This is a genomic window from Myxococcus faecalis, assembly GCF_050039385.1.
Lineage (GTDB): Bacteria > Myxococcota > Myxococcia > Myxococcales > Myxococcaceae > Myxococcus > Myxococcus fulvus.
Map to the genome: position 1 here is coordinate 4,294,705 of NZ_CP144336.1, position 21,505 is coordinate 4,316,209.

The window sequence follows — 21,505 nt, forward strand, 5'->3', positions numbered from 1 at the left end:
CTCACCCTCGGATTCAGGTGAGAGCGTTGGGCAGCACACGGGGATGGGTCATCGCGAGCTCGGCTGTCTGCCGTCAGGCGTCCGATGCACGACATGCGTCTGGTGCGCGAGGGCTGCGCCGCATGGGCAGGTGTTGGTGACGTTCCTACCGTGCATCCGGGGCGAAGCGCGGAGCCTGGGCCGGCGGGTGGGACGGAGGAGGGGCGTCATGAGGCGAGTGGCGACGTGGGTGCTCGTGCTGGCGGCGAGCGGGTGCGCATCGGTGAAGGTGGAGCAGCGCGACGGTTGCTGGGTGAAGCAGACCCGCACGTTCCCCTCCACATTCAGGGAGGAGGTGGGCCCATGCTCGCGGCCGAAGCCCGAGTGGTCCGCGGATCGGCTCACGCGGCTGGTGCAGGAGTGCGTGATGCACGCGGACTACCGCTGGCAGAGCAGCGCCATGGTGGCGTGGAACCGGGGTGAGCCCCTGCCCGTGCGCGAGCCGGACGAGAAGGTGCTCGAGGCGTGCATGGTGACCACGGAGCGGATGCTCTCCGCGGAGAAGGGCGCGCTGGAGGCGCAGCTCAGCGACGTCTCCAAGGAGCGCGACAGCCTGCGCGCCCACCAGGAGCAGGAGCGGGAGCAGTACCGCGCGAAACTGGATGCCCAGCGCGAGGCCGCCCAGGCGGAGCTGCTGAAGGAGCGCGAGCGGCTCCAGGACAGCATGGACCAGCAGCGCGCGCACTCGCAGGCGAGCCTGGACCGCGCGCGAGACCAGATGCACGAGAGCAATGGGCGCCTGGCGACGGCGCTCGGCGAGGCGGCGAAGCGCCCGACCCCGTCCGCGGTGGCGACCGCCACCTCCTCGTCGACGAGTGAAGGCCGGGCGGACACGCGCAGCGACTGGCAGTCACGAGGCGACTCTCGCGCGCGCGGTGACGCGACGCAGCCCCGCGTGGCACGGCCCACGGTGGCGACGCCCGCGTCCATGTGCTCGCTGCCCGCGAAGCGCGGCGCCCCGAGGGCCACGACGTCGAGCGAGGCGGAGGCGTCCCCGGAGCCGGCGAGCTGTCAGCCGATGACGCCCGCCGAGCCGCCCGAGGCCGAGCCCACGCCCGTGCCTCCGGCGCAATCCCAGACGACGGCCTCGGTGCCCCTGCCGCTGTTGCCCAGGCTCCAGCCTCAGTAGGGCTTCTCGCCCTTCACCACGCCGAACGGGGACGGCTCCATGAAGACGCCGTTCACCGTCGTGCCGCCGTTGTGGATGGCGGGGAAGATGGGCTGCATGCTCTGGGGGAAGCCGAAGGTCGGCTTGCTGAGCGCGTCGAGCCGGCCGAGCTGCTCGGCGCTCAGCTTCACCTCGAGGGCGCCCACGTTGTCCTCGAGCTGGGACAGGCGCCGGGCGCCGATGATGGTCGAGCTCACGCCCGGCTGTGCCTGCACCCAGGCCAGCGCCACGCGCGCGATGCTGGTCCCCTGCTCCTTGGCGATGACGCCGAGCGCGTCGACGAGCGCGTAGGTCTTCTCGTTCAGGTACGACTCCACGAAGGCGCCGCGGTCACCCTTCTGCTGGCCGGCGTTCGCGCGGGTGTACTTGCCGCTGAGCGCGCCGCTCTTGAGCGGCGACCAGGGGGTGATGCCCAGGCCGAGCTCCAGCGCCATGGGCACCAGCTCCTGCTCCACGCTGCGCTCGAGCAGGGAGTATTCGATTTGCAGCCCGATGAAGGAGGACCAGCCGCGGAAGTGGGCCATCACGTTGGCCTGGGCAATCTTCCACGCGGGCGTGTCGGAGACGCCGAGGTAGCGGACCTTGCCGGCGCGCACCAGGTCCTCGAGCGCGGCCATCGTCTCTTCAATCGGCGTGTGGATGTCCCAGTTGTGCAGCCAGTAGAGGTCGATGTAGTCGGTCTGCAGGCGGCGCAGCGAGTTCTCGGCGGCCGCGATGATGGACTTGCGGCCCGAGCCGCCGCCGTTCGGGTCCCCGGGGTACAGATTCCCGCTGAACTTCGTCGCGAGGACCAGCCTGTCCCGCCGGGCCGGGTGGCGACCGACGTGGTCACCGAGAATCTTCTCGGAGTGGCTCTTCGTGTAGAAGTTCGCCGTGTCGATGAAGTTGCCGCCGAGCTCGATGTAGCGGTCGATGATTTGCTGGGACTCCTCCACGCTGGACCCCCAGCCGAGGTCTTCACCGAACGTCATGGCACCAAGGCACAGCGGGCTCACGCGCAGGCCCGAGCGGCCCAGCGTCACGTAGTGGTTGAGAGGCATGTGGGCTCCAGGGGAGTGCTACATTGTGAGGACGACGATTTAGTTCAATCTGGAACTGGATTAATTTTGAACCAATTTCCGCGCAAGGGGCCATGTCGAAAATCGACCCGGCGAGAATCTGGTCGTTGAACCACCGGCTGTTGATGTCGGTGATAGCCAGTGTCGCCTCGGACATCGCCGCGTTGGGCCTGGAGACGAAGGAGCTGTTCGTGCTGGCGGAGGTGGACGACCACCCCTATCCGGCCGAGCTGGCGGCGTCCCTGTGCATCCCCAAGCCCTCGGTGACGCTGTACGTGAAGCGGCTCGAGGCCGCTGGGTTCCTGCGCCGTGAAATTGATACCGCGGACCTGCGGCGTCACCGGCTGCAGCTCACCTCGGCCGGCCGCAAGGTCATGCAGCAGGGGACGACGCTGCTCTCGGAGGCGTTCGGCACGAAGCTCGGCCGGCTGACCGCCGCCCAGCAGGCGGAGCTGCGGGCCCTGCTGGAGAAGATGAGCTGAAGCAAGCGTGCCGCGACCTCAGGCCAGGTGAGCGACCTCCAGCACGTGCCCCTTCGCCTTCAGGGTGGTCATCAGGTCCCGGAGCCGAGCAGAGATGAGCCAGCGAGGCTCTGGGCGAAGCTCGCCGCGCCTGTCGCCCCAGCGTGTGTCCGTGATGAACAGGTCCGAGCCATCGAGCGAGGCCCGGTCGACATGGAGCGCTGAGAGCAGGTTGAGGCCCGCGACATGCCCCTTCGGGCACCGGTGCTCACCACGCTCGTCGAGGTCGAAGGGGTTGTTGCCCGACACCGTCTTCGCATCCAGCTTCAGCGGCTTCGAGGTCGTGACGGGCTGATACCACTCCGGCTGGCGCGAAGGCTTGCCGCCCAGGTGCAGCACGGGGCGGAACTCCGCGCCTCGCAGTCCAGCCTCCTGGAAGGCGTCGACGAACCTGGAAGAGACCACGACCTCTCCCGCGAGCGTCTTCGCGAAGTCACGGCCTTTGGCAATCCGGCGCGTGTCGAGGATGAGGTCCGTCGTCTGCCGTGCTCCAACGCCACAATGCGGGCAGGCCTCCGACGCATCATAGCCCGTGCCGCACATGGCTCCGGTGGGCGCGACGGCCCCTCGGATGACGAGGTTCAACAACTCCGCCGACTCGAGTTCCCGAGCCGAGTAGCGGCGCTCGACGTTCCAGTAGGTGAAGAAGAGGTCACCCTCGGCGCGGAGCTTGCGCTCGATGGCGCCAATCTCCCGCACGCGGGGATCATCCCCGGGCAACACCACCTTGCGCAGCCCCTCGTTCACGCGCATGCCGAGCCCAGGCGCCAGGAACTTCCGGGCCCGCTCCTCCGCAATCCTGAACTCGAACGTCTCGCGCATCGTCAGGGAGGGATTCCGATAAGTTGAGGGATGGGGTACCGGGAATAGACCCGCACCAGGATGTCCGTCAGTGCTCGTGCATCCGGTCGCTGTCCCTAACCATAATGCCACTCCTCACGGAAAGCCCGGGTGATGGCCTTGTGATACGCCGTGGGCAAACGGTACGTCTGCCCATCCTTCGCCCCTCCCAGGTACAACGGAACGAGGTGATGGTTCTCGTATCCCGCGCTGTTCGGGTACGTGGTCTGAGCCTCCTGAATGCGTTGCTGGTAGAGCTTCCTTGCTTGGAGCACCACAGCAGCATCCACTGTGCGTCGCGCCTGGACTTGAGCCTGGAGTGGCGCGGGTCGTGGAGTCAGGAGAGGAGGTCTGCGCAGCGGACCTGCTCCTGGCGTGCGTCGCACGGGGCGGGTGGCGATGGCGCCCTTGAGTGGATCCACATCATCGCCGAGCGCCTGTCGCGCCCACCCCATGGGGAGGAATGCGCCTGCACGAGTCTCCAGGTCCGCGTCGGACGTGAGCTCGACATAGGTGTACTCCTCGGCCAACCCATCACGGGTGCTCCATGCCGAGGAGCCTCGCGGCTCTACCTCCGGGCTCCCCGCACACCCCAGGCACACCACCCACAGGCTCCAGAACACGAAGGGCTTCGTCATGAACATTGGCTCCAGGCATCCCCTGGCCCTGCTCGCCCCTCCGATTGACCCTCCCATCCGGCGGGTTCAGGATGCACAGCGAATTTACTCGTTTTACAGGAGATGCGGCTATGCGCTCGAAGCTCGTCCTCACCACCGTGGCGCTCATGGGAGCCGCCCTCACCACGGGCGTGGCGCAGGCCTCGTCCGATGAGGGGCAGACCGGGCTCACGTTCTACGCCAGGACTTTCACCCAGCCGGTCCTGAACGTGGCGCAGCCAGACGGCACGTGCACGGCTTTCCCCGCCGATGCGGACTCGCTCGTGGGCTGGAGCAACGTCCAGCAAGTCCTCGCATACCGCACCGCGGACTGCACCGGCCAGGCCGTGGGCCTGGGCACCCTGCGCACCTTCGCCGCAGGCGAGTTCGCTAGTTTCGTCGCCTACTGAGTCGAACTCCTCGCATCTCCCGCTGTCAGCCCCGGCGCGGCACCCGCGTCCCTCGCCCCCGACGCATTCCAGAGGTGTCACGGGGCTGTCCCCGGGCTCCCGAATCCAGACATGGGTGCTCTGCGCTCGTGTCCCGGACAGGGTGTCCCCCGGGTCCATCGTCCGCGGTGACTCCCTCACATCGGGGCGTCCGGCCGGCCGCCGCGAAAGCCAAAGCGAGCAACCCCTTCCAGGGACTGCTCAGAACTAGCTCACCCGGTAGAGCACAAGATATTGGATCTTGAGGAGAAGGTTCGAATCCTTCGTTCTGACCCGATCTGAAAAATCGGTTCCGCCAGAAGGCTCCATCCCGAGCCGGTAGAAGCGCTGGCCCACTCCACCCAACCTTCCCCCACCGCGAAGCCATGCCGTCCGCCAGGACGACAGTCCCCTTCCGCGCCGTCAGCGGAATGTCTGTCGTCGTCCGCGCCCGGTCCGGCCCGCGAGCGCGGGATGCGTCGATGGGGCCCGGGCACGCAGCCGGCGCTCTCCACCCGCGAAGGCTGGAGCCTTCACTTTTCTCGCAGTCCCCGGGACGCGCGCCTCTCGCGCCACCTCGCGCCCCGGTCTCACCACTCCCCCCTCCGGGGGAAAGGAGGTGCGCGATGAGCTTCTTCATGCGTGTGGATGTCGTGCAGCACGAGCGGGCGTTCGTCCTCGTCGACGAGGTGCCGACGCGCTACCTCGTGCCGGGCCGCTACCGGCTCACCTACCCCTTCCGCAACGTGCGCATCGTCCGCGTCGCCACGGGCCTGCCCCTGGCCAACCTGGACGCGGAGCTGCTCGCGCTCGTGCCGCCCTCGGACCTGCAGGTCGTCGACCTGGGCGCCGACGAGCGCGCCATCCTCTACCACCGGGGCCGCCCCCTGAAGTGGCTCGGCCGCGGCCAGCACCAGGTCTGGACCGTGGAGCACGTCCCCGCGCGCGCCCTGACGCCGCCCACCCCCGCCGTGCGCGTGGAGCGCGTGGACACCACCGGCGTCTCCACCGCGCCCCTGCGCGACGACGTGCGCGCCATCGTCCCCGCGAGCGACTACACGGAGGCCACGGCCACGGAGGGCTCGGTGACGCTGCGCTACGTGGACGGCACGCTCGACGCCGTGCTGCCCGCCGGCCGCCACGCCGCGTGGACCGTCGCCCACAAGGTGCAGCTGGCCGTCATCGACCTGCGCGAGCGGCTGCTCCACGTCACCGGCCAGGAGGTCATGACGCAGGACCGCGTCACGCTGCGCCTCAACCTGTCCACCGCCTTCCGCGTCGCGGACGCGCGCCGGCTCGCCGTCGTCGCCCGCGCGCCGGATGACATCCTCTACCTCGCCATGCAGCTGGCCGCCCGCGAGGCCGTCGCCACCCGCACGCTCGACGAGCTGCTCGCCTCCCGCGAGGCCCTGGCCGACGGCCTCTTCGCCCAGGTGAAGGAGCGCGCCGAGTCGGTGGGCCTGGAGCTGTTGCGCTTCGGCATCAAGGACGTCGTGCTGCCCGGTGAGATGAAGGAGCTGCTCAACCGCGTCATCCAGGCCCAGAAGGAGGCCGAGGCCAACGTCATCACCCGCCGCGAGGAGACCGCCGCCACGCGCTCGCTCGCCCAGACGGCCAAGGTGCTCGCCGAGAACCCGCTGCTCGTGCGCCTCAAGGAGCTCGAGGCCTACAAGGACCTCGCCGCCAAGGTGGGCCAGGTCCACCTGGTCCTCGGCGAGGGCGCCGTGCCGTCGCTCCAGCTCAAGGGCTGAGCACACACGCACGTGGAATTGTCGTGACGAAGGGCCTCTGGGGCCGGTTCCCCGGGGGCCCTTCGTGCATCACGGCTCCATGCGTCATGCACCATGGGTGCGGTGCGGGCGCCTTCGGCTGACTCGAAAATCAATCTCGGCTACCCTCGTGGGCCTTTCGTCCTCGTGAGGAGCTTGAGATGTCGTCGTCCGCCAACCACTACGTCCCCAACCTGCGCGATATCGAGTTCAACCTCTTCGAGTTCCTCGACATCGGCCGAACGTCGCTGGGGCGCGCGCCCTTCGGCGACCTGGACGAGACATCCGCCCGGCAGATGCTCCAGACGTTCTCCGTGCTGTGCGCGAACGAGCTGGCGCCGTCGTTCGACGAGGCGGAGCACAACCCGCCCAAGCTGGAGAACGGCGTGGTGACGCTGCCCCCCGGGCTGAAGAAGTCCATGGCGGCGTTCTTCGACGCGGGCATGCACCTGTTGGAGCAGCCGCCGCACCTGGGCGGCCTGGGTGCGCCGCCGTCCTTGGGCTGGGCCGCGTTCGAGCTGATGGTGGGCGCCAACGCCTCGCTCGCCTTCTACACGCTGGGCAACCTGCTCGCGCGAATCATCGACCGGCTGGGCACGGACGCGCAGAAGCAGCGCTTCCTGCCGCACATGCTGGACAAGCGCTGGAGCGGCACCATGGTGCTCACCGAGCCCGACGCCGGCAGCGACGTGGGCGCCGCGCGCACCAAGGCGCGCCCGGTGGGCGGCGACGTCTGGGAGATTGAAGGCGTCAAGCGCTTCATCACCAACGGCGACTCGGACATGTCCGAGAACGTCATCCACATGGTGCTGGCGCGTCCGGAAGGCGGTCCCCCGGGCACCAAGGGCCTGTCGCTGTTCGTCGTCCCCAAGTACTGGGTGAACGAGGACGGCAGCCTGGGTGAGCACAACGGTGTCGTGTGCACCAAGCTCGAGAAGAAGATGGGCCTGAAGGGCTCCGTCACGTGCGAGCTGACGTTCGGCGACGGCAAGCCCTCGCGCGGCCTGCTGCTGGGCGAGGTCCACGACGGCATGCGCCAGATGTTCTACATCATCGAGCAGGCGCGCATGGCGGTGGGCGTGAAGTCCATGGCCACGCTGTCGGCGGGCTACCAGCGCGCGCTGGCGTTCTCCAAGGACCGGCTCCAGGGCGCGGACCTCTTGCAGGCGCGCGACAAGACGGCGCCGCGCGTGCCCATCTTCCGCCACCCGGACGTGCGGCGCATGCTGATGACCCAGAAGGCGTTCGCGGAAGGGATGCGCGCTTTGTGCCTCTACACCGCCTCCGTGCAGGACGGCGTGGAGCTCAAGGGCGGCCACCGCGCCACCGAGGCCGGTGAGATGGACGCGCTCAACGACATGCTGCTGCCGCTGGTGAAGGGCTACTGCTCGGAGAAGGCGTACGAATTGCTCGCGCTGAGCCTCCAGGTGCACGGCGGCTCCGGCTACCTGACGGACTACCCGGTGGAGCAGTACATCCGGGACCAGAAGATCGACACGCTCTACGAGGGCACCACGCACATCCAGGCGTTGGACCTGCTCATGCGCAAGGTGGCGCGCGACGGCGGCGCGACGCTGCAGGCGCTGCTCGGGCAGGTGCGCGAGACGGCCGAGGGCGAGCTGGGCGGCAAGGAGCTCCAGGCGGAGCGCGCCGCGCTGGGCAAGGCGCTGGGGGATTTGGAGCTGATGCTCGGCACGCTGATGGGCAAGCTGGGCGAGTCCGTCTACCACGTGGGCCTGCAGGGCAACCGCGTGCTGGCGGGCGTGGCGGAGGTGATCATCGGCTGGCTCCTGGTGCGCCACGCGGGCGTCGCGCTGGAGCGGATGAAGTCCAACCCCGGCGACCGCGCCTTCTACGTGGGCAAGCTCGCCAGCGCGCGCTGGTACTGCGCGGAGGTGCTCCCGGGCCTCGCCCACGCCGCGCGCATGGTGGAGTCCGGCACGCTGGACCTGATGGAGGTCCCCGAGGAGTCGTACTGAGTCGTGAGCCGTCGCCCATCCGCCGCACCTCGACCAGGGGGTGCGGCGCCGGCCCAGCCTGAAGTATGGATTCGGTCCGTATGTCGAAGGCGGGGCCTCCTGGGCCGGGCCCCATCACGGATGGGCAGGCGAGCGATGCGCGACTGGCGAGCGGTACTCGGGGTGATGCTGTTGGGGCTGTGGGCGTGCGGCGGCGACGAGGACGTGTCGATGGAGGACTTCGGCACCCAGGTCGTCCAGGCGCTCTGCGCGCGGGCCCAGCGGTGTGGTGAGTACGTCCGGGCGAGCGCGTGCGAGGACGACATGCGCCAGTGGAACCGGCCCCAGTCCCTGGGGCTGGGGACGCGATACGAGGACTCCCTGGAGTCCGGTCGGCTGCGCTTCGACGGGGCCGCGGCCCGGCGCTGTCTGGACGCGCTCCGGGGCAGGAGCTGTTCCGAGCCCGCCCTGTCCGACGCCGCGTGGCAGTACGGCATCGAGTACGAGCCGGCCTGCCAGCTGTTCGTCCAGCAGGGCTCCGCGAGCGGGTGCGGGATGAACCTGGACTGCGGCTCGGAGGCCTACTGCGGCCACACCTCCCAGAACGCCTGTGAGGGGACGTGCACGCCGCGAGGAGCGGAGGGACAGGCCGTCACCCATCCCTGGAAGTGCGCGCCCGGGCTCGTGTTCGAGGGCTCGACCCGGACCTGCATGAAGCCCGTGGAGGAGAACGTCTCGTGCGTGCGCCAGCACCCCAACGGCACGAGTTTCTCGCTGCCCTGCGCGCAGGGGCTCTGGTGCGACTGGAATGGCTACCGGACCTGTCGGCCCGTGGGCGCGGAGGGGGACGTCTGCGAGGACGTGGGCTACTACCCCTGTGGACCTTCGCTGGTGTGCAATGGCAACCGCTGCGCGCCGCACGTGAAGGAGGGCCACCTGTGCAACGCGCCCCCCCATGACGTGAGCCTCGGGTTCCTGGTGAGCGTGTGCCAGCGCGAGCTGTTCTGCGACGCGGACCCGTCCAACCCTGGACTGTGCCGTCCCCGCCGCGCCGAGCGGCAGGAGTGCCGTCTGGACACCGAGTGCCAGGAGGGGCTGTGGTGCAAGGACGCCCGTCCCGAGGCGGGGGTCTGGGGCATCTGCGTGAAGGCCACGGGTCCCGACGACGCGTGCGACAACGTGAGCCGCTTCTGCCCCAGGGGCTACGCCTGCCTCGAAGGCAGCACGTCGCGCTGCCTGCCCATCGTCCACGAGGGAGAGCGTTGCGGCCCCACGCTGGGCTTGTGCGACTTCGACAACAGCTGCGTGAGCGGCCGCTGCGTCGGCGCCGAGGCCTCGTCCTGTCAGTGAGGCCCCAGCGCGGGGGACCCGGCGCTCGGGCCCGGGTCCCCGTGCGACTCAGGCCTTCCGGGCGGACAGCTCGCGCTCCACGTACAGCCGCAGGATGTGCATGAAGTCCTGGGCGTTGGTCACCACGCCGAAGGCCTGGTGGGTGCCCCGGTCCTTGAGCTTGCTGACCACGAACTCGGACGAGTCCACGCAGATGGTGGCCAGCTCGCGCAGCGAGCCGTCCTTCTCCGTGACGAACGCGGGCAGCATGTTGCCGGTGGCGATGGCGTGCAGCGCGGTGGCCACCAGCACCGCCATGGTGGCCTTCTTCGCGTGCTGGCGCATGGCGTCCTGACCGCCCACGTTGTCCGTCACCACGTCCGGCAGCGGGCCGTCATCCCGGATGGAGCCGGTGAGGACGAAGGGCACCTTGTGCACCACGCACGCGTGCATGATGCCGTTGGTGATGACGCCCGCCTCCACCGCCTTGGCGATGGAGCCCGCCGCGCGCACCTTGTTGATGGCGCGCATGTGCAGGCCGTGGCCTCCGCTGGTGGCCTCGCCCGTGCCGCTCATGCCCAGGGTGGTGCCGAAGATGGACGCCTCGATGTCGTGCACCGCCACCGCGTTGCCCGCGAGCAGCGCGCCCACGAAGCCGTTGGCGATGAACCACGTCATGTCCGCCCGGGCTCGCGAGTGCACCAGCGCCGGCCCCGTCACCCAGATGGGATAACCGCCGCGCTCGCGCTCCTCCACCAGCACCCGCGCCATCTGCGCGTAGTCGATGGGCTTCTCGCGAGACACCTCGCTCGTCATGAACTTGAACTCGCCCTCCCCGCCTCCGCCCAGGTAGGCCATGTTCACGTACACGCCCTCGGAGCCGTCCTCCGCGTGCCCCACCACCACGCGCTCGCCCGCCTTCACGCGGCGCCCCTCGCGAATCCACAACTCGCCCTGTGCATCCAGCACCAGCGCGCCGTCCATGCGCGGCTCCCGCGGCATGCGCCACGCGCCATCGATTCGCACGTAGGTGGGCAGGTTCGTGGTGGTGAAGAAACCCTCCGGCAGCACGCCGTCCGCGGGCGCGGGTTCGAAGCGGGCGTCCGGGCAGCGGGTGAACTGCTCGGCCGCGAAGTCGGGATGAGGAATGGAGGTGCTCACGCCGGCCACCATGCGCGGAGCGTCCCACCTGTTCAAGGACCTTGGTGCCACGGCCGACTCAATGGCGGCTGTGTGACAGCACGACTCGCAGCGTGCATGACGCAGGGGGCCGAGGTCACACCCTCGGTGAGCCGCGCTCGCGCAAGTGCGCGACCTGCATCGAGGTGATCGACAGATCAGCGGAATCAGGCACGCGTCCACGCAACTCGCGCTCTTGGCTTCCGAGAATAGGGGCAAGTTGTACGCGACCTTCCCCGCGCGTCACCGCCCCCCATTCGGAGCCCTTCGCTCATGAGCTACCGCATCCAGTCCGGCGACACCCTGTCCGCGCTCGCGCTTCGTTACGGCACCACCGTGGACGCCCTGCAGAAGGCGAATCCGCAAATCAAGGACGTGGACCTCATCTACACGGGGGACACGCTCAACATCCCCGGCGCCAAGGACGGCTTCGACTCGGCGCCGTCGCGCTCGGGCCCGAACCTCACGGGCGGCACGACGAGCTACCCGGCCAACATGACGACGGGCGAGGGCACCAAGGGCCCCGGCGGCAGCCCGTTCGACATCGCGCGCTCGCACCTGAACAAGAACGCGGGCTCGCTGAAGCTCGAGGGCAGCGGAGTTGGCGCGGACATGGAGGACTGGGTCCCCAACAACGTCAACTGCGCCAACTTCGTCTCCGCGTGTCTGGAGCAGGCGGGGCAGATCTCCGACGCGCAGCACGACAACAGCGTGATGGGCCTTCAGGCCAAGCTGGACCGGGACCCGGACTTCAAGCGCGTGTCGCTCCAGGACGCCAAGCCCGGCGACGTGGTCTCCATGAAGGTGGGCAGCGGCCAGCACGTGGTGATGTTCGCCGGCTGGGAGAACGGCAAGCCGATGTTCATCGGCTCCAACAACGTCAACCCCGACGGCTCGCAGCGCATCACCATCAGCAGCATGAACTACCCCATCATGTCGGTGCACCAGTACCAGGGCTGAGCCCACACCGAGCCTTCGCAGTGCCCACGGGGCTTCGCCTCCGCCACGCGCGGAAGCGAGGCCCCGTCGTACGTCAGGGGCGTCTCAAGGCTTCGGCGCGAGCGTGAGCGCGGCCTGGATGAGCGGGCTGCGCGCGGAGGACCGCCGCCACGCGGCCTGAATCGCGCCCGATGGTGCGCCCGGCAGCGGCCTCGCCACCACGCCCGCTTCGCGAGGACCTCCCGGCAGCAGCGAGGCGAGCAGCGAATAGCCCAGCCCCGCCGAGACGAAGCCGAGGATGGTCTCTGACGAGTCCGCCGCGTGCAACCGCCGGGGCCGCACTCCCGCGCGCGCCAGCTCCGCCAGCTGGAGTTCACGCAGGTACTTGTCCGTGCTGTAAGCGATGAAGGCGTCGTCCCGGAGCAGGTCCAGCCGCACGCGTCGGCTCTTCGCCTGGGGATGATTCGAGGGCAGCACCAGGAAGGGCGCGGTGTGGCCCACGACGCGGGCCTCCACGTCCTCGGGTACCTCCGGGAGGTGGTCCACCACCAGGTCCGTGTCACCCGCGGAGAGGATGTCCACGGCGGGCACCTTGGACTCGTGCAGGACGACCTCGATGTCCGGGCGGCGGGCCTGCAGTCGCCGCAGCCACGCGGGCAGCAGGTGGCGCAGGACGTGGCCGGAGGCGTGGATGCGCAATGTGCCGCCCACCTCGCCCTTGCGCAGCGACTGCACCACGGCGTCGAGCCCCTCCAGGAACGGCGCGACGTGTGAGTACAGCGCGCGGCCCTCGGGGGTGAGCACCACGCGGTCCTTGCCCACGCGCTCGAAGAGCGCCACGCCCACCTCGGACTCCAGTCGCTTGACCTGCTGGTGGATGCCGGGCTGGGTGATGGGGTACGGGAATGAGCGGACGGCTCGCGCGTAGCCTTCGGCGCGGGCCACGCGGTAGAAGCCCTCGAGGCGCTGGAGCTGAATCATACACTCCAGGTTATCAATCACGCATCGATTAGTTCCATGCGCTTTGCGATGGGACGCGGCATGTTTTCCCCATCAGCGAGCCAAGGCTCGCTCCCGAGGAGAAACCATGTCCCGTTCCACGCCCAAGGTCGTCGTCGCGCACAGCTCCGCCTGGGTCATCCAGACCTGGCTGTCCTTCGCCCTCTCCGTGGGAGTCACCGCCATCGGCATCTGGCACCTGCCGGTGGACACGTGGGTGAAGTCCTTCATGGCCATGGGGCTGCTGTTCAGCGTGGGCTCCGCGTTCAGCTTGTCGAAGACGGTGCGCGACCAGCACGAGATGGAGCAGCTCGGCGCCCGTCTGGACGAGGCGCGCGTGGCGAAGATGCTCTCCGAGCACGACCCCATCGCGCCTCCGAAGCTGTAGCCGGCTTCCGCGTCACCTTTGGGTCCGCGCGGGATGCGTTAACGTCGAGCGATGATGTTCCAGGGACTCCAGTTGTTGATTCCAGCCAAGGTCGACCCGGAGCGCGACGCCGTGGCGCGCGCCTGGGAAGATGGGGGCGGCACGGTGCTGCGACTCGACCGCTTCTGGAGCCCGCCCGACGTCGAGCCCGCGCGGACCCGTCTGTATGGCAACGACACGTTCTGCCTCGTGGTCGCCCAGAAGCTGGGACTCACCCTCGTCTCTCCGCCCGATGACCTGTTGCTCCAGGCGGAGGCGGTCTGGGTGAAGCGCGAGGTGCACGGCTCCACGCTGGAGCGTGTCGTCACGGGCCCCTTCCCTCGCTTCATCAAGCCGATGGTCCCCAAGGTGTTCCGCGCGGCCGTGTGGCCCGGGCCAGGACCCTTGATGGAAGAGTGTCGGGGGTTGCCACCCGAGACGCCGGTGCTGTCATCCGAGGTCGTCGTCGTGCGAGCCGAGGCCCGTGCGTGGATGCTCGACGGCCGCGTGCTCACGTGCGCACTGTACGAAGGTGAAGGCAGCGTCGAGGACGCACGGGCATTCCTCGCCACCGTGGCGGCGTGGGAGAGGCTCCCGAGAACCTGTGTCCTCGACGCGGCCCTCGTCGAGGGACGAGGCTGGGTCCTCCTCGAGGCCAACGCCGCCTGGGGCGCCGGGCTCAACGGCTGCGTGGCGAGCGAGGCCGCGCGGTGCATCGCCTGCGCCACCCAGGCCTGAGCGACGACCGCCCACAAGGGCCTCGTCGTGGGCTGGCTCCGAGCATCTTCACCGCGTCGCGGGCCTGGCGACGGAGGCGCCGCCACCGCGCCAACGTCCCGCGAGTTCGCGTGACGCCCCCTCACCCTGTCCGCGAGCCAGCGCTTCTACGGCGCGCCCCGCCCTGCCCGCAGGCTCGCGAGGGCCTCATCGAGCACCGGCAGCGCGGCCTCGGTCCATCCCTTCAATCGAACCCGCTGGGACAGCGCCGCCTGGCCCGGGTGGACCAGGCCCGACACGGTGGCATCCTCGATGAGCTGCGCCTGCTGCTCGGGATTGAGCTCCTCCCAGCGCAGTCCCGCTTGCACGCCCTTGCGCCAGTCGTACCCGTCTCCCCAGAACTGCGCGGCGAGCGCGGCGCTCAAGTACGCCGTGCCACCGTGCTGGTGTTGCCACACATGCGTCAGCTCGTGCGCCAGCAGCGCCGCGTCCGTGGGCCCGCTCCTGGGCGGGATGAACACGGTGTCCCCATGCACGAAGGCCCGCCCGGGAATGCCCAGCACGCCCACCGGTCCCTCCTTCACCCGCACCGCCGCGTAGTCCAGGCTCGTGCCGAACACGGGCCGCAGCAGCGACACCTCGAAGCCTGTGAGCCGACGCCCCACCGGCTCCAGGCCCAGCAGCACCTGCACCGCGCTGACCAGCCGCCCGGCCAGCATCAGCACCACGTCCACCGGCAGCTGCACCACGCGCACCAGTCCCCGCCGCAGCTGGAACCACCCCTCGCGGCGACGCCCCAGGACGAGCGCGACGAGCCCTCGCACCACGCCCGAGAGCACCACCACCAGCCCCAGCACCAGGCCGCGCACGGCGCTCAACGCACCGGTGAGCAGACCCCACCCCGCGTCCGCCAGACGGGCGGGAACCCCAGACACCCGACTCACGACGAAACCCTCAGCGCCCCGCGGCGGCGCGAAGCGGTGCGCGCTGTCCCAGCACCGACTCCACCAGCGAGCGCAGCATCCCCGGACGCCACGGCCGCGCGAGCGCGAAGTGCGTCAGGCACGAGCCGCTGAACGCCTCCGCCAGCTCCGGACAGAAGCGCGACGACACCAGCACCCGCGGCCCCTGGAAGTCCTTCTCCACCAGCCGCGCCAGGAACGCGTGCGATACGGCGCGAGGCTCCGAGTCCAGGTCCACCACCACCGCCGCCGGCACCGTCCCCATCTCCAACCTGCGCCCCGCCGACGCCACGCCCTGCGCGTGGATCAACCCGAAGGACGGCGCCAGCTCCCGCCCCATCAGCAGCCGCGAGAACGGCGACTCGGAGACCACCATCACCGTCGGCCCACCCGAGCCCTTCAGGGAACGTCGCGCCCCAGACACGCCCAGGACGCCCACCTCCCTCAAGCGAGGCACGGAAACGGACTCGAGCAGCCGGGGCTGGGCAATCGTGGAGGGGGGCACGCATCGGACTGTAGCCAGCAATAGCGGAAATATCAAATTCTACTTCAATTATCCGATTAGTCCGCTCTTGCTCCAGGCAGCCATGCCACATCCCACGAGCCCCGTCACAGGCCCGTGGGATATGCCATCCGTTCAGTGGGTCTCTTTCAACCCAACCCCTCGCAACACAGTGTCAGGGAGACGACGGTCGCCGTCGGGCCCGGGGTTCTCCCAGGCCTCCAGCTGATCAGCGAGCGAGCCCGAGGCGGGCAGCTCGGTGGCGCCGCCCTGGTCCAGCGCCTGGAGGAGCAGCGCTGTCAGCGAGGTCCCCACGACGGGGATGTCGGTGGCCCGCTGGCGGGAGCGCAGGGGGGTGCGCAGCGTCTCGCAGTCCAACATCACCGTCTCCGCGGCCGTCACGCCGGGTGCCAGCACCATCGGCTTGAGCGCATCCGCGCGCAGCCGGACGAAGCAGGAGGGGCGCCGGCCACTGCAGGAGCGCAGCGCGAGCACCGTCCCGTCCGGCAGGTCCGCCACGCAGCGCACCGGCGTGAAGTCGTCGCCCTCGAGGGGGATGTGGACCTCGACATGCTCGGCGGTGGGCCGCACGCGCCAGGGCCGTGTCCCCGGGAAGAGCGTGGCGCTGGCCAGGTGGTCATAGAGCGCGTTGAGCTCCGCGAGGCCCCGGTACGTGCTCGGCTGGGTGGCCCGGACGACGGAGTGCTCCGCGACGAGCCGCTCGATGAGCAGGTCCACCGAGGCGCCCCCCGAGCGGACCATGACGCCCGCGCGAGGCATGAGGGCCCCGTCGGCCTCCACCGTCACCGCGAGCACGCCCGCCTCCAGGGACCACGTCTCCCGCCAGGTCATCGGCTCGTCCTGGACGCGCAACGGCACACACGACAGGCCCGCGGGCACCCAGTGCAGCGCGACGCCCGGCACATCGAAGTCGTCCAAGGCCGCGTCCCGCGACTTCAGGAACTCCGCGTGGGACTGCGCGAGCAGCGGGTTTCGCTGGTCGAAGCTCCCGGACTGGCCGATGTAGGGGAACAGCCGCATCACCCAGCCCGCCATGCGGTCCCAGCCATACGCGGCCGCGGGCTTGTAGAGCTCCGTCCAGAGCTGACGGTCCGGCTGCCCCTCCGAGGCGCGCACCAGCTCGTCCGCGATGGGGATGAGCGAGGACGTCCACCAGGCCAGGTCCAGCTCGGCGATGACGTCGATGCGGCGACGAATGGCCCGCCAGTCCTCGGGCGTGCCCAGCAGGGTGACCCGAGGGATGCCGCACCGGATGGCCAACGTGAAGTCGAAGTAAGGCGACATCGCATCCATCAGGACGACGTCGCCAGCCATGCGCTCGATGTCGGTGCTGGTGGAGAAGTCACACGACATCAGGCGGGGGAGGCCCGGTCCCATCGCCTCGCGGAGCTGTCCCCGGAAGTCCTCCAGGATGGCGAGGAAGTCCTCGTCCGTCCGAGGCACCGCGCCCACCTGGACCTTGAGATTCCGGCGCCCCTCGTGACGGACGAGTCGCTCCCGGAGCCGCTCGGCATTCAACCGGATGTGCTGGGCCACGCCCTGCGCCAGCGTGAGCCACACCACGTCCGGGGAGAGCACCAGGGGCCGGTGCTCGGCGAAGGCCTGATGCACCGCGGCGAGCAGCGGGTGGATGCCCTGGGGGTCCACCACCGGGGTGTCCGCGCCAGGCGCCATCCAGTGCGTCTTTCCCACCAGCGTCCCGAGCGGAACGGTGTCCAGCGGAGTCCTTGCTTCCTCGACAGCGTCCACTGCGAAGGTCGTCACGGTTACGCTCCCTCGTCATGTCGTGTGAACTCAAGCCGCCCGACGGCGGACGCCACCCGACGAGGGCTTTCTCATCGACCTGACAGGTGCGTCCGCGTGCCTCGGTTCGACATACAGCAGCACCTCCGGGCCGCAAGGGTGCCCGGAGGTGCTGGGATGACTCAGGACTGGAGCGCGCGAACCAGCTCGGGCAGGGCCTCCTCGGCGCGGGCCGTCACCGGCTCGATACCCCGGTCCAGCGACACGTTCGAGGGGTCGATGCTGAACATCCTCGCGTCCAGCTTCCGGCCCCGCCGGTAGACGAGCTCCGTCACGCCCACGGAGAAGGACGTCCCGACGAAGACAATCACGCGGCTCTGTCGCGCCAGGATGAGCGTCCGCTCGATTTCGTAGGTGTCGTGCTCCGTGTAGTTCTCATCGAACCAGAGCACGTGCGGCCGCAGGCGGCTGTCGCAGCGAGGGCAGCGCGGCACCGTCTCCGGGCTCGGGTTCGCGTGGAACGCCGAGAAGTCCACCGACGCCATCGGCACCGTGCCGCGAGGCGCCCCCAGCTCACAGCCCTGGGCGGAGCAGCGCGCCAATCGCAGGCTCCCGTGCACCTTCACGAGCTGCCGGCTCCCGGCGTCCTCGTGCAGCGAGTCCACGTTCTGGGTGACGACGGCGAAGCCGCGCCCCTGCGCCTCCTGCCACGCCTCCCACGCCACGAGCGCCCGGTGCGCCGCGTTCGGCTTCGCGGCCCGCGCCAGCTCGAAGCGCTGGAGGTACATCTTCCAGGACTCGTGCGGCGCGCGCTGGAAGAACGCGTGCGTCCCCTTCTCCATCACCTCGTTGGACCAGACCGCGCCCGGGTCCGTGCCCCGGAACGTCGGAATGCCACTGGCCAGGCTGATGCCCGCGCCGGTGAGGACCAGGACATTCACCGAGGCCGGTCCGCGCACGGCCTCGAGGAGCGCCTCGAATCCCGAAGACGTCATGTGAACACCTCCCCACGGCTCGACGATGGCACGTCGCCGAGCATGACACGCCCGGCCCCGTTCACGCCGTGGCCGGCACCAGCGTCAGCTCGGCGATTTCGGGCGACGGCCCCAGGCGCAAGGGCGGGCCCCAGTACCCCGTGCCCCGATGCGTGTACACGCGCACGCCGGCGATGGTCGCGAGCCCCCGCACCACGGGCTGCTGCAGCTTGATGAAGAACATGAACGGGAACACCTGCCCGCCATGCGTGTGTCCGGACAGCTGCAGGTCCACGCGCACGCCGTCGCGCGCCACGTGCAGCGCCGAGCGGGGCTGATGCGCCAGCAGCACCACCGGCACGCCCTCGGGAGCATTCGCGAGCGCCACGGAGGGACGGCTCGCATGAGCCGGGATGATGTGTCCCGCGTCGTGGTCCGTCACGCCCGCGACGACCAGCCGAGCGCCGTCGCGATCCACCACGCGGTGCGAGTTGCGCAGCACGGTGAGCCCCAGCCGCGCCACCTCCGCCTCCCAGGCGGGACCTCCGTGGTAGTACTCGTGATTGCCCGTCACGTAGAACACGCCGAGCGACGCGCGCAGCTCCGCCAGGGGGCTCACCTCCTCGCGCAGCGCCTCCACGTGTCCATCGACCAGGTCCCCCGTCACCGCGATGATGTCTGGCTTCAGCGCGTTCACCTGCTCCACCACGCGCCGCAGCCATTTGCCATCCAGCGTGGGCCCTACGTGGACATCTGAAATCTGAACCACCCGCAGGCCATCGAGCCCCGGCCCGAGCCCCGTCATCGGCACCGTCACCCGCTCCACCGTCGCGCGGCCCCGCGCCGTCACGAACGCATAGAGCACCGCGGGCACCGTCACCGCGCCCACCACCAGCGCCTTGCCGCGCGCGAGCACCAGCGCGTCCGGCACCACGCCCGTCCACCCCAGCACCGCGCCCACGAGGTCCGCCACCACCACGGCGCTGAGCAGGATGCCGAAGCTCCCCAGCCACAGGAACGACGTCCACTGCAACACGCGCTGGGCCGCAGAGGGCTCACCCCGCCCCGCGAACAGGCCGGCCGGAATCGACACGAAGAGCAGCACCATCAGCACCCCGCCCAGCACACCCCAGGGCGAGGGCCACGCCGGGCTCACGAACAGCCGCACCGCCAGGTACGCGTGCAGCCCGCCCATCAGCGCGAGGATGCCGCCCAGGGACATCAGCCAGCGCAGCACCCGTCCAGGGCCCGCGCGGCGCTGTCGTGACTCCTGCTCCACCGCTCGAGACTGCTCCGCCACGTCCAGCACCTCCGCTGCGAAGGCGGAGCATAATGGCCGCCCGTGTCGCCTGCCCGGCAACCCGCGCGCCCGCCCGTTAGTGTGGGGCTCCCGGAGACCCGAATGCCTTCGCGCCGCGTGGACAGCCCCTGGCAGAGCTGGATGGTGGCGGCCGCGCTCGTCCTCGGTGGGCTCGGCTGCTTCGCCGCGGGGGTGGCCTGGGTGTCGCGCTCGCTCTTCCAGGACATCGAACAGGCGCTGCGCCGGGACGACGTGCACCGGCTCGCGCTGCGCACCGCGGAGGCCAGCCCGCTCGCCACCGAGCGGCTGGGCGCGCCCCTGACGAGCAGCTTCATCACGCTGCGCTCCCATGACGCCACCGACCGCCGGGGAGGACAGGTGGACTTCGACCTCACCGTGCAGGGCCCCAAGGGGCGCGGCGTGCTGGAGGCCCAGGTGGTCTACACCTCGGAGACATGGACGCTGCGCAGGCTGGTGCTGCGTCCGGAGGGAGAAGATTCCGTGGAGCTTCCCGCCGGAGGCAGCACGCCCGCCCTGCCAGCGGACTGAGCACACCCACGCCACGGGCTGCGTAGGTTCAAGGACATGAAACCCTCGCGCTTCCTCGCCCTCGGCCTGCTCGCCAGCGCTCCCGTGCTGGCGGCGAACTCCCCGGACCAGTACCTCGACCTGCGGACGCGGGAGCGCGCCGTGAGTCTCCGCGTCACGGAGGACAACCTCTCGGGCCCTCAGCTCCAGCTGTACTTCGGCGATGACGTCGTGCGCGGCCGGGCCTTCGGTCGACCGGTGAACCTCCAGGTGGAGGACGACACCGTGAAGGGCATCTATGGCCAGGGGCCGGTGGACCTGAAGGTGACGGAGGACGGGGACATGCTCGAGGCCGTGGGGACGTTCGGCGGCCAGCTCTCCAACTTCCGGGTGAGCCCCGACCAGATCGCCGGGAACATCGGCCGATGCAGCTACGAGCTGGTCACCAAGAGCAAGAGCAAGGACCTCTACACCGGCTGGCGCACCTGCGGCGGCAGGTTGGACAACGCCGTGACGCTGTCCATTCCTCCCGCGCTGGCCGAGGACGACGCCGGGCTGGTCACCGCGCTCTCCATCGTGCTCGCGCAGTAGACATGGGTTGAGCCTCGCGAGGGGGCGGCTATGGTGCGCCGACCCTTTTCGGCGGAGCAATCCCATGGCGCAGATGCACGAGGTCGACTTCCACATCTACGGCGATGACCTGCAGTTCGTCGAGGTGGAGCTGGACCCGCAGGAAGCGGCGGTGGCCGAGGCCGGCACCCTCATGTACATGGAGGACGGCATCGAGATGGAGACCATCTTCGGTGACGGCTCGGAGAAGAAGAGCGGCTTTCTGGGCTCGCTGCTCGGCGCGGGCAAGCGGCTGCTGACGGGCGAGTCGCTCTTCACCACCGTCTTCCTCAACCGGGGCGGCGGCAAGCGCAAGGTGGCCTTCGCGGCGCCCTACCCCGGGAAGATCATCCCGGTGAACCTGGGTGAGCTCGGCGGCGAACTGATTGCGCAGAAGGACAGCTTCCTCGCGGCGGCGAAGGGCGTGTCGCTGGGCATCGCGTTCCAGAAGAAGCTGGGCACGGGCCTGTTCGGCGGCGAGGGCTTCATCATGCAGCGGCTGCAGGGTGACGGGCTCGCGTTCATCCACGCGGGTGGCACGCTGCGCGAGCGCACGCTGGGCCCGGGCGAGGTGCTGCGCGTGGACACCGGCTGTATCGTCGCGTTCCAGCCGACGGTGGACTACGACATCCAGATGGTGAGCGGCATCAAGACGGCCTTCTTCGGCGGCGAGGGCCTGTTCTTCGCCACGCTGCGGGGCCCGGGCAAGGTGTGGCTCCAGTCGCTGCCCTTCAGCCGGCTCGCGGGCCGCATCCTCTCCGCCGCGCGCCCGGGTGGCGCGCGGGACGAGGGCAGCGTGCTCGGCAACGTCGGCCTGGGCTCGCTGCTCGGCGACGACTGAGGGACGGAAGTCTCCAGCG

The 21,505-nt window shown here is 69.8% G+C and carries 21 protein-coding genes and 1 tRNA gene; 13 read left to right on the forward strand and 9 right to left on the reverse strand.

Translation table 11 applies throughout. The annotated features are described in order from the left end of the window. Positions 1–208 precede the first annotated feature (208 nt). A complete protein-coding gene (locus VZQ01_RS17035) occupies positions 209–1,168 on the forward strand; it encodes a hypothetical protein (RefSeq protein WP_426748376.1) in 960 nt (319 codons plus the stop codon). Here VZQ01_RS17035 and VZQ01_RS17040 read toward each other — a convergent pair. Continuing rightward, on the reverse strand, positions 1,162–2,247 hold the full coding sequence (locus VZQ01_RS17040) for an aldo/keto reductase (RefSeq protein WP_223782262.1): 1,086 nt from the start codon (positions 2,245–2,247) through the stop codon (positions 1,162–1,164). The genes VZQ01_RS17035 and VZQ01_RS17040 overlap by 7 nt on opposite strands. Positions 2,248–2,339: 92 nt before the next feature. On the opposite strand from VZQ01_RS17040, the gene VZQ01_RS17045 reads away from it, so the two are divergent. Then, positions 2,340–2,747, forward strand: a complete 408-nt coding sequence (locus VZQ01_RS17045) for a MarR family winged helix-turn-helix transcriptional regulator (RefSeq protein WP_408888337.1) — start codon at positions 2,340–2,342, stop codon at positions 2,745–2,747. Between the two features lie 18 nt (positions 2,748–2,765). Here VZQ01_RS17045 and VZQ01_RS17050 read toward each other — a convergent pair whose 3' ends face one another. Continuing rightward, entirely contained in the window at positions 2,766–3,608 is an 843-nt protein-coding gene (locus VZQ01_RS17050) for a hypothetical protein (RefSeq protein WP_141324667.1), read from the reverse strand. A gap of 766 nt (positions 3,609–4,374) precedes the next feature. Between VZQ01_RS17050 and VZQ01_RS17055 the strand changes: the two genes are divergently transcribed. The 5 genes from VZQ01_RS17055 (at position 4,375) to VZQ01_RS17075 (ending at position 9,787) form a co-directional block, all read left to right on the forward strand. Continuing rightward, entirely contained in the window at positions 4,375–4,692 is a 318-nt protein-coding gene (locus VZQ01_RS17055) for a hypothetical protein (protein ID WP_141324668.1), read from the forward strand. A 240-nt stretch (positions 4,693–4,932) separates the two neighbouring features. Further along, positions 4,933–5,004, forward strand: a tRNA-Gln gene (locus VZQ01_RS17060). 332 nt (positions 5,005–5,336) lie between these two features. Then, entirely contained in the window at positions 5,337–6,461 is a 1,125-nt protein-coding gene (locus VZQ01_RS17065; protein WP_408888338.1) for a slipin family protein, read from the forward strand. A gap of 179 nt (positions 6,462–6,640) precedes the next feature. Then, entirely contained in the window at positions 6,641–8,458 is a 1,818-nt protein-coding gene (locus VZQ01_RS17070; RefSeq protein WP_426748377.1) for an acyl-CoA dehydrogenase, read from the forward strand. Positions 8,459–8,593: 135 nt separating this feature from the next. After that, positions 8,594–9,787 carry a Dickkopf N-terminal cysteine-rich domain-containing protein gene (locus VZQ01_RS17075; protein ID WP_426748378.1) on the forward strand — a complete coding sequence of 398 codons (1,194 nt, stop codon included), beginning with the start codon at positions 8,594–8,596 and terminating at the stop codon, positions 9,785–9,787. 48 nt (positions 9,788–9,835) lie between these two features. Here VZQ01_RS17075 and VZQ01_RS17080 read toward each other — a convergent pair whose 3' ends face one another. Next, positions 9,836–10,927, reverse strand: a complete 1,092-nt coding sequence (locus VZQ01_RS17080; protein WP_223749751.1) for a putative NPN-dependent ornithine cyclodeaminase — start codon at positions 10,925–10,927, stop codon at positions 9,836–9,838. A 291-nt stretch (positions 10,928–11,218) separates the two neighbouring features. Between VZQ01_RS17080 and VZQ01_RS17085 the strand changes: the two genes are divergently transcribed. Then, positions 11,219–11,905 carry a LysM peptidoglycan-binding domain-containing protein gene (locus VZQ01_RS17085; protein ID WP_426748379.1) on the forward strand — a complete coding sequence of 229 codons (687 nt, stop codon included), beginning with the start codon at positions 11,219–11,221 and terminating at the stop codon, positions 11,903–11,905. A gap of 84 nt (positions 11,906–11,989) precedes the next feature. Here the strand turns inward: VZQ01_RS17085 and VZQ01_RS17090 are convergent, their stop codons facing one another. Next, positions 11,990–12,865: a LysR family transcriptional regulator gene (locus VZQ01_RS17090; protein ID WP_223782256.1), complete on the reverse strand. Its 876-nt coding sequence runs from the start codon at positions 12,863–12,865 to the stop codon at positions 11,990–11,992. A 106-nt stretch (positions 12,866–12,971) separates the two neighbouring features. Between VZQ01_RS17090 and VZQ01_RS17095 the strand changes: the two genes are divergently transcribed. Together VZQ01_RS17095 and VZQ01_RS17100 are read left to right on the forward strand one after the other, a co-directional pair. After that, positions 12,972–13,271, forward strand: a complete 300-nt coding sequence (locus VZQ01_RS17095; RefSeq protein WP_074948559.1) for a YiaA/YiaB family inner membrane protein — start codon at positions 12,972–12,974, stop codon at positions 13,269–13,271. Positions 13,272–13,325: 54 nt separating this feature from the next. Continuing rightward, complete coding sequence (locus tag VZQ01_RS17100; protein WP_426748380.1) at positions 13,326–14,027, forward strand: ATP-grasp domain-containing protein; 702 nt, start codon at positions 13,326–13,328, stop codon at positions 14,025–14,027. Between the two features lie 146 nt (positions 14,028–14,173). On the opposite strand, the gene VZQ01_RS17105 is transcribed toward VZQ01_RS17100, so the two are convergent. The 5 genes from VZQ01_RS17105 to VZQ01_RS17125 form a co-directional block, all read right to left on the reverse strand. After that, on the reverse strand, positions 14,174–14,950 hold the full coding sequence (locus VZQ01_RS17105) for an eCIS core domain-containing protein (RefSeq protein ID WP_426748381.1): 777 nt from the start codon (positions 14,948–14,950) through the stop codon (positions 14,174–14,176). Between the two features lie 10 nt (positions 14,951–14,960). After that, positions 14,961–15,425: a hypothetical protein gene (locus VZQ01_RS17110; RefSeq protein ID WP_223749746.1), complete on the reverse strand. Its 465-nt coding sequence runs from the start codon at positions 15,423–15,425 to the stop codon at positions 14,961–14,963. Positions 15,426–15,605: 180 nt separating this feature from the next. Next, a complete protein-coding gene (locus tag VZQ01_RS17115; RefSeq protein WP_426748383.1) occupies positions 15,606–17,255 on the reverse strand; it encodes a DUF4419 domain-containing protein in 1,650 nt (549 codons plus the stop codon). A 161-nt stretch (positions 17,256–17,416) separates the two neighbouring features. After that, positions 17,417–18,229, reverse strand: coding sequence for an SIR2 family NAD-dependent protein deacylase (locus VZQ01_RS17120; RefSeq protein WP_223782252.1), 813 nt, complete (start codon positions 18,227–18,229; stop codon positions 17,417–17,419). A 61-nt stretch (positions 18,230–18,290) separates the two neighbouring features. Continuing rightward, positions 18,291–19,430 carry a metallophosphoesterase gene (locus VZQ01_RS17125; protein WP_426748974.1) on the reverse strand — a complete coding sequence of 380 codons (1,140 nt, stop codon included), beginning with the start codon at positions 19,428–19,430 and terminating at the stop codon, positions 18,291–18,293. Between the two features lie 180 nt (positions 19,431–19,610). On the opposite strand from VZQ01_RS17125, the gene VZQ01_RS17130 reads away from it, so the two are divergent. From VZQ01_RS17130 to VZQ01_RS17140, 3 genes are all read left to right on the forward strand, one after another. Further along, positions 19,611–20,057 carry a cytochrome c oxidase assembly factor Coa1 family protein gene (locus tag VZQ01_RS17130; protein WP_141324679.1) on the forward strand — a complete coding sequence of 149 codons (447 nt, stop codon included), beginning with the start codon at positions 19,611–19,613 and terminating at the stop codon, positions 20,055–20,057. A gap of 36 nt (positions 20,058–20,093) precedes the next feature. Then, positions 20,094–20,627 carry a hypothetical protein gene (locus VZQ01_RS17135; protein ID WP_426733861.1) on the forward strand — a complete coding sequence of 178 codons (534 nt, stop codon included), beginning with the start codon at positions 20,094–20,096 and terminating at the stop codon, positions 20,625–20,627. Between the two features lie 64 nt (positions 20,628–20,691). Further along, positions 20,692–21,486 (forward strand): TIGR00266 family protein, encoded by a 795-nt coding sequence (locus VZQ01_RS17140; RefSeq protein ID WP_046710615.1) that lies wholly within the window; start codon positions 20,692–20,694, stop codon positions 21,484–21,486. Positions 21,487–21,505 lie beyond the last annotated feature (19 nt).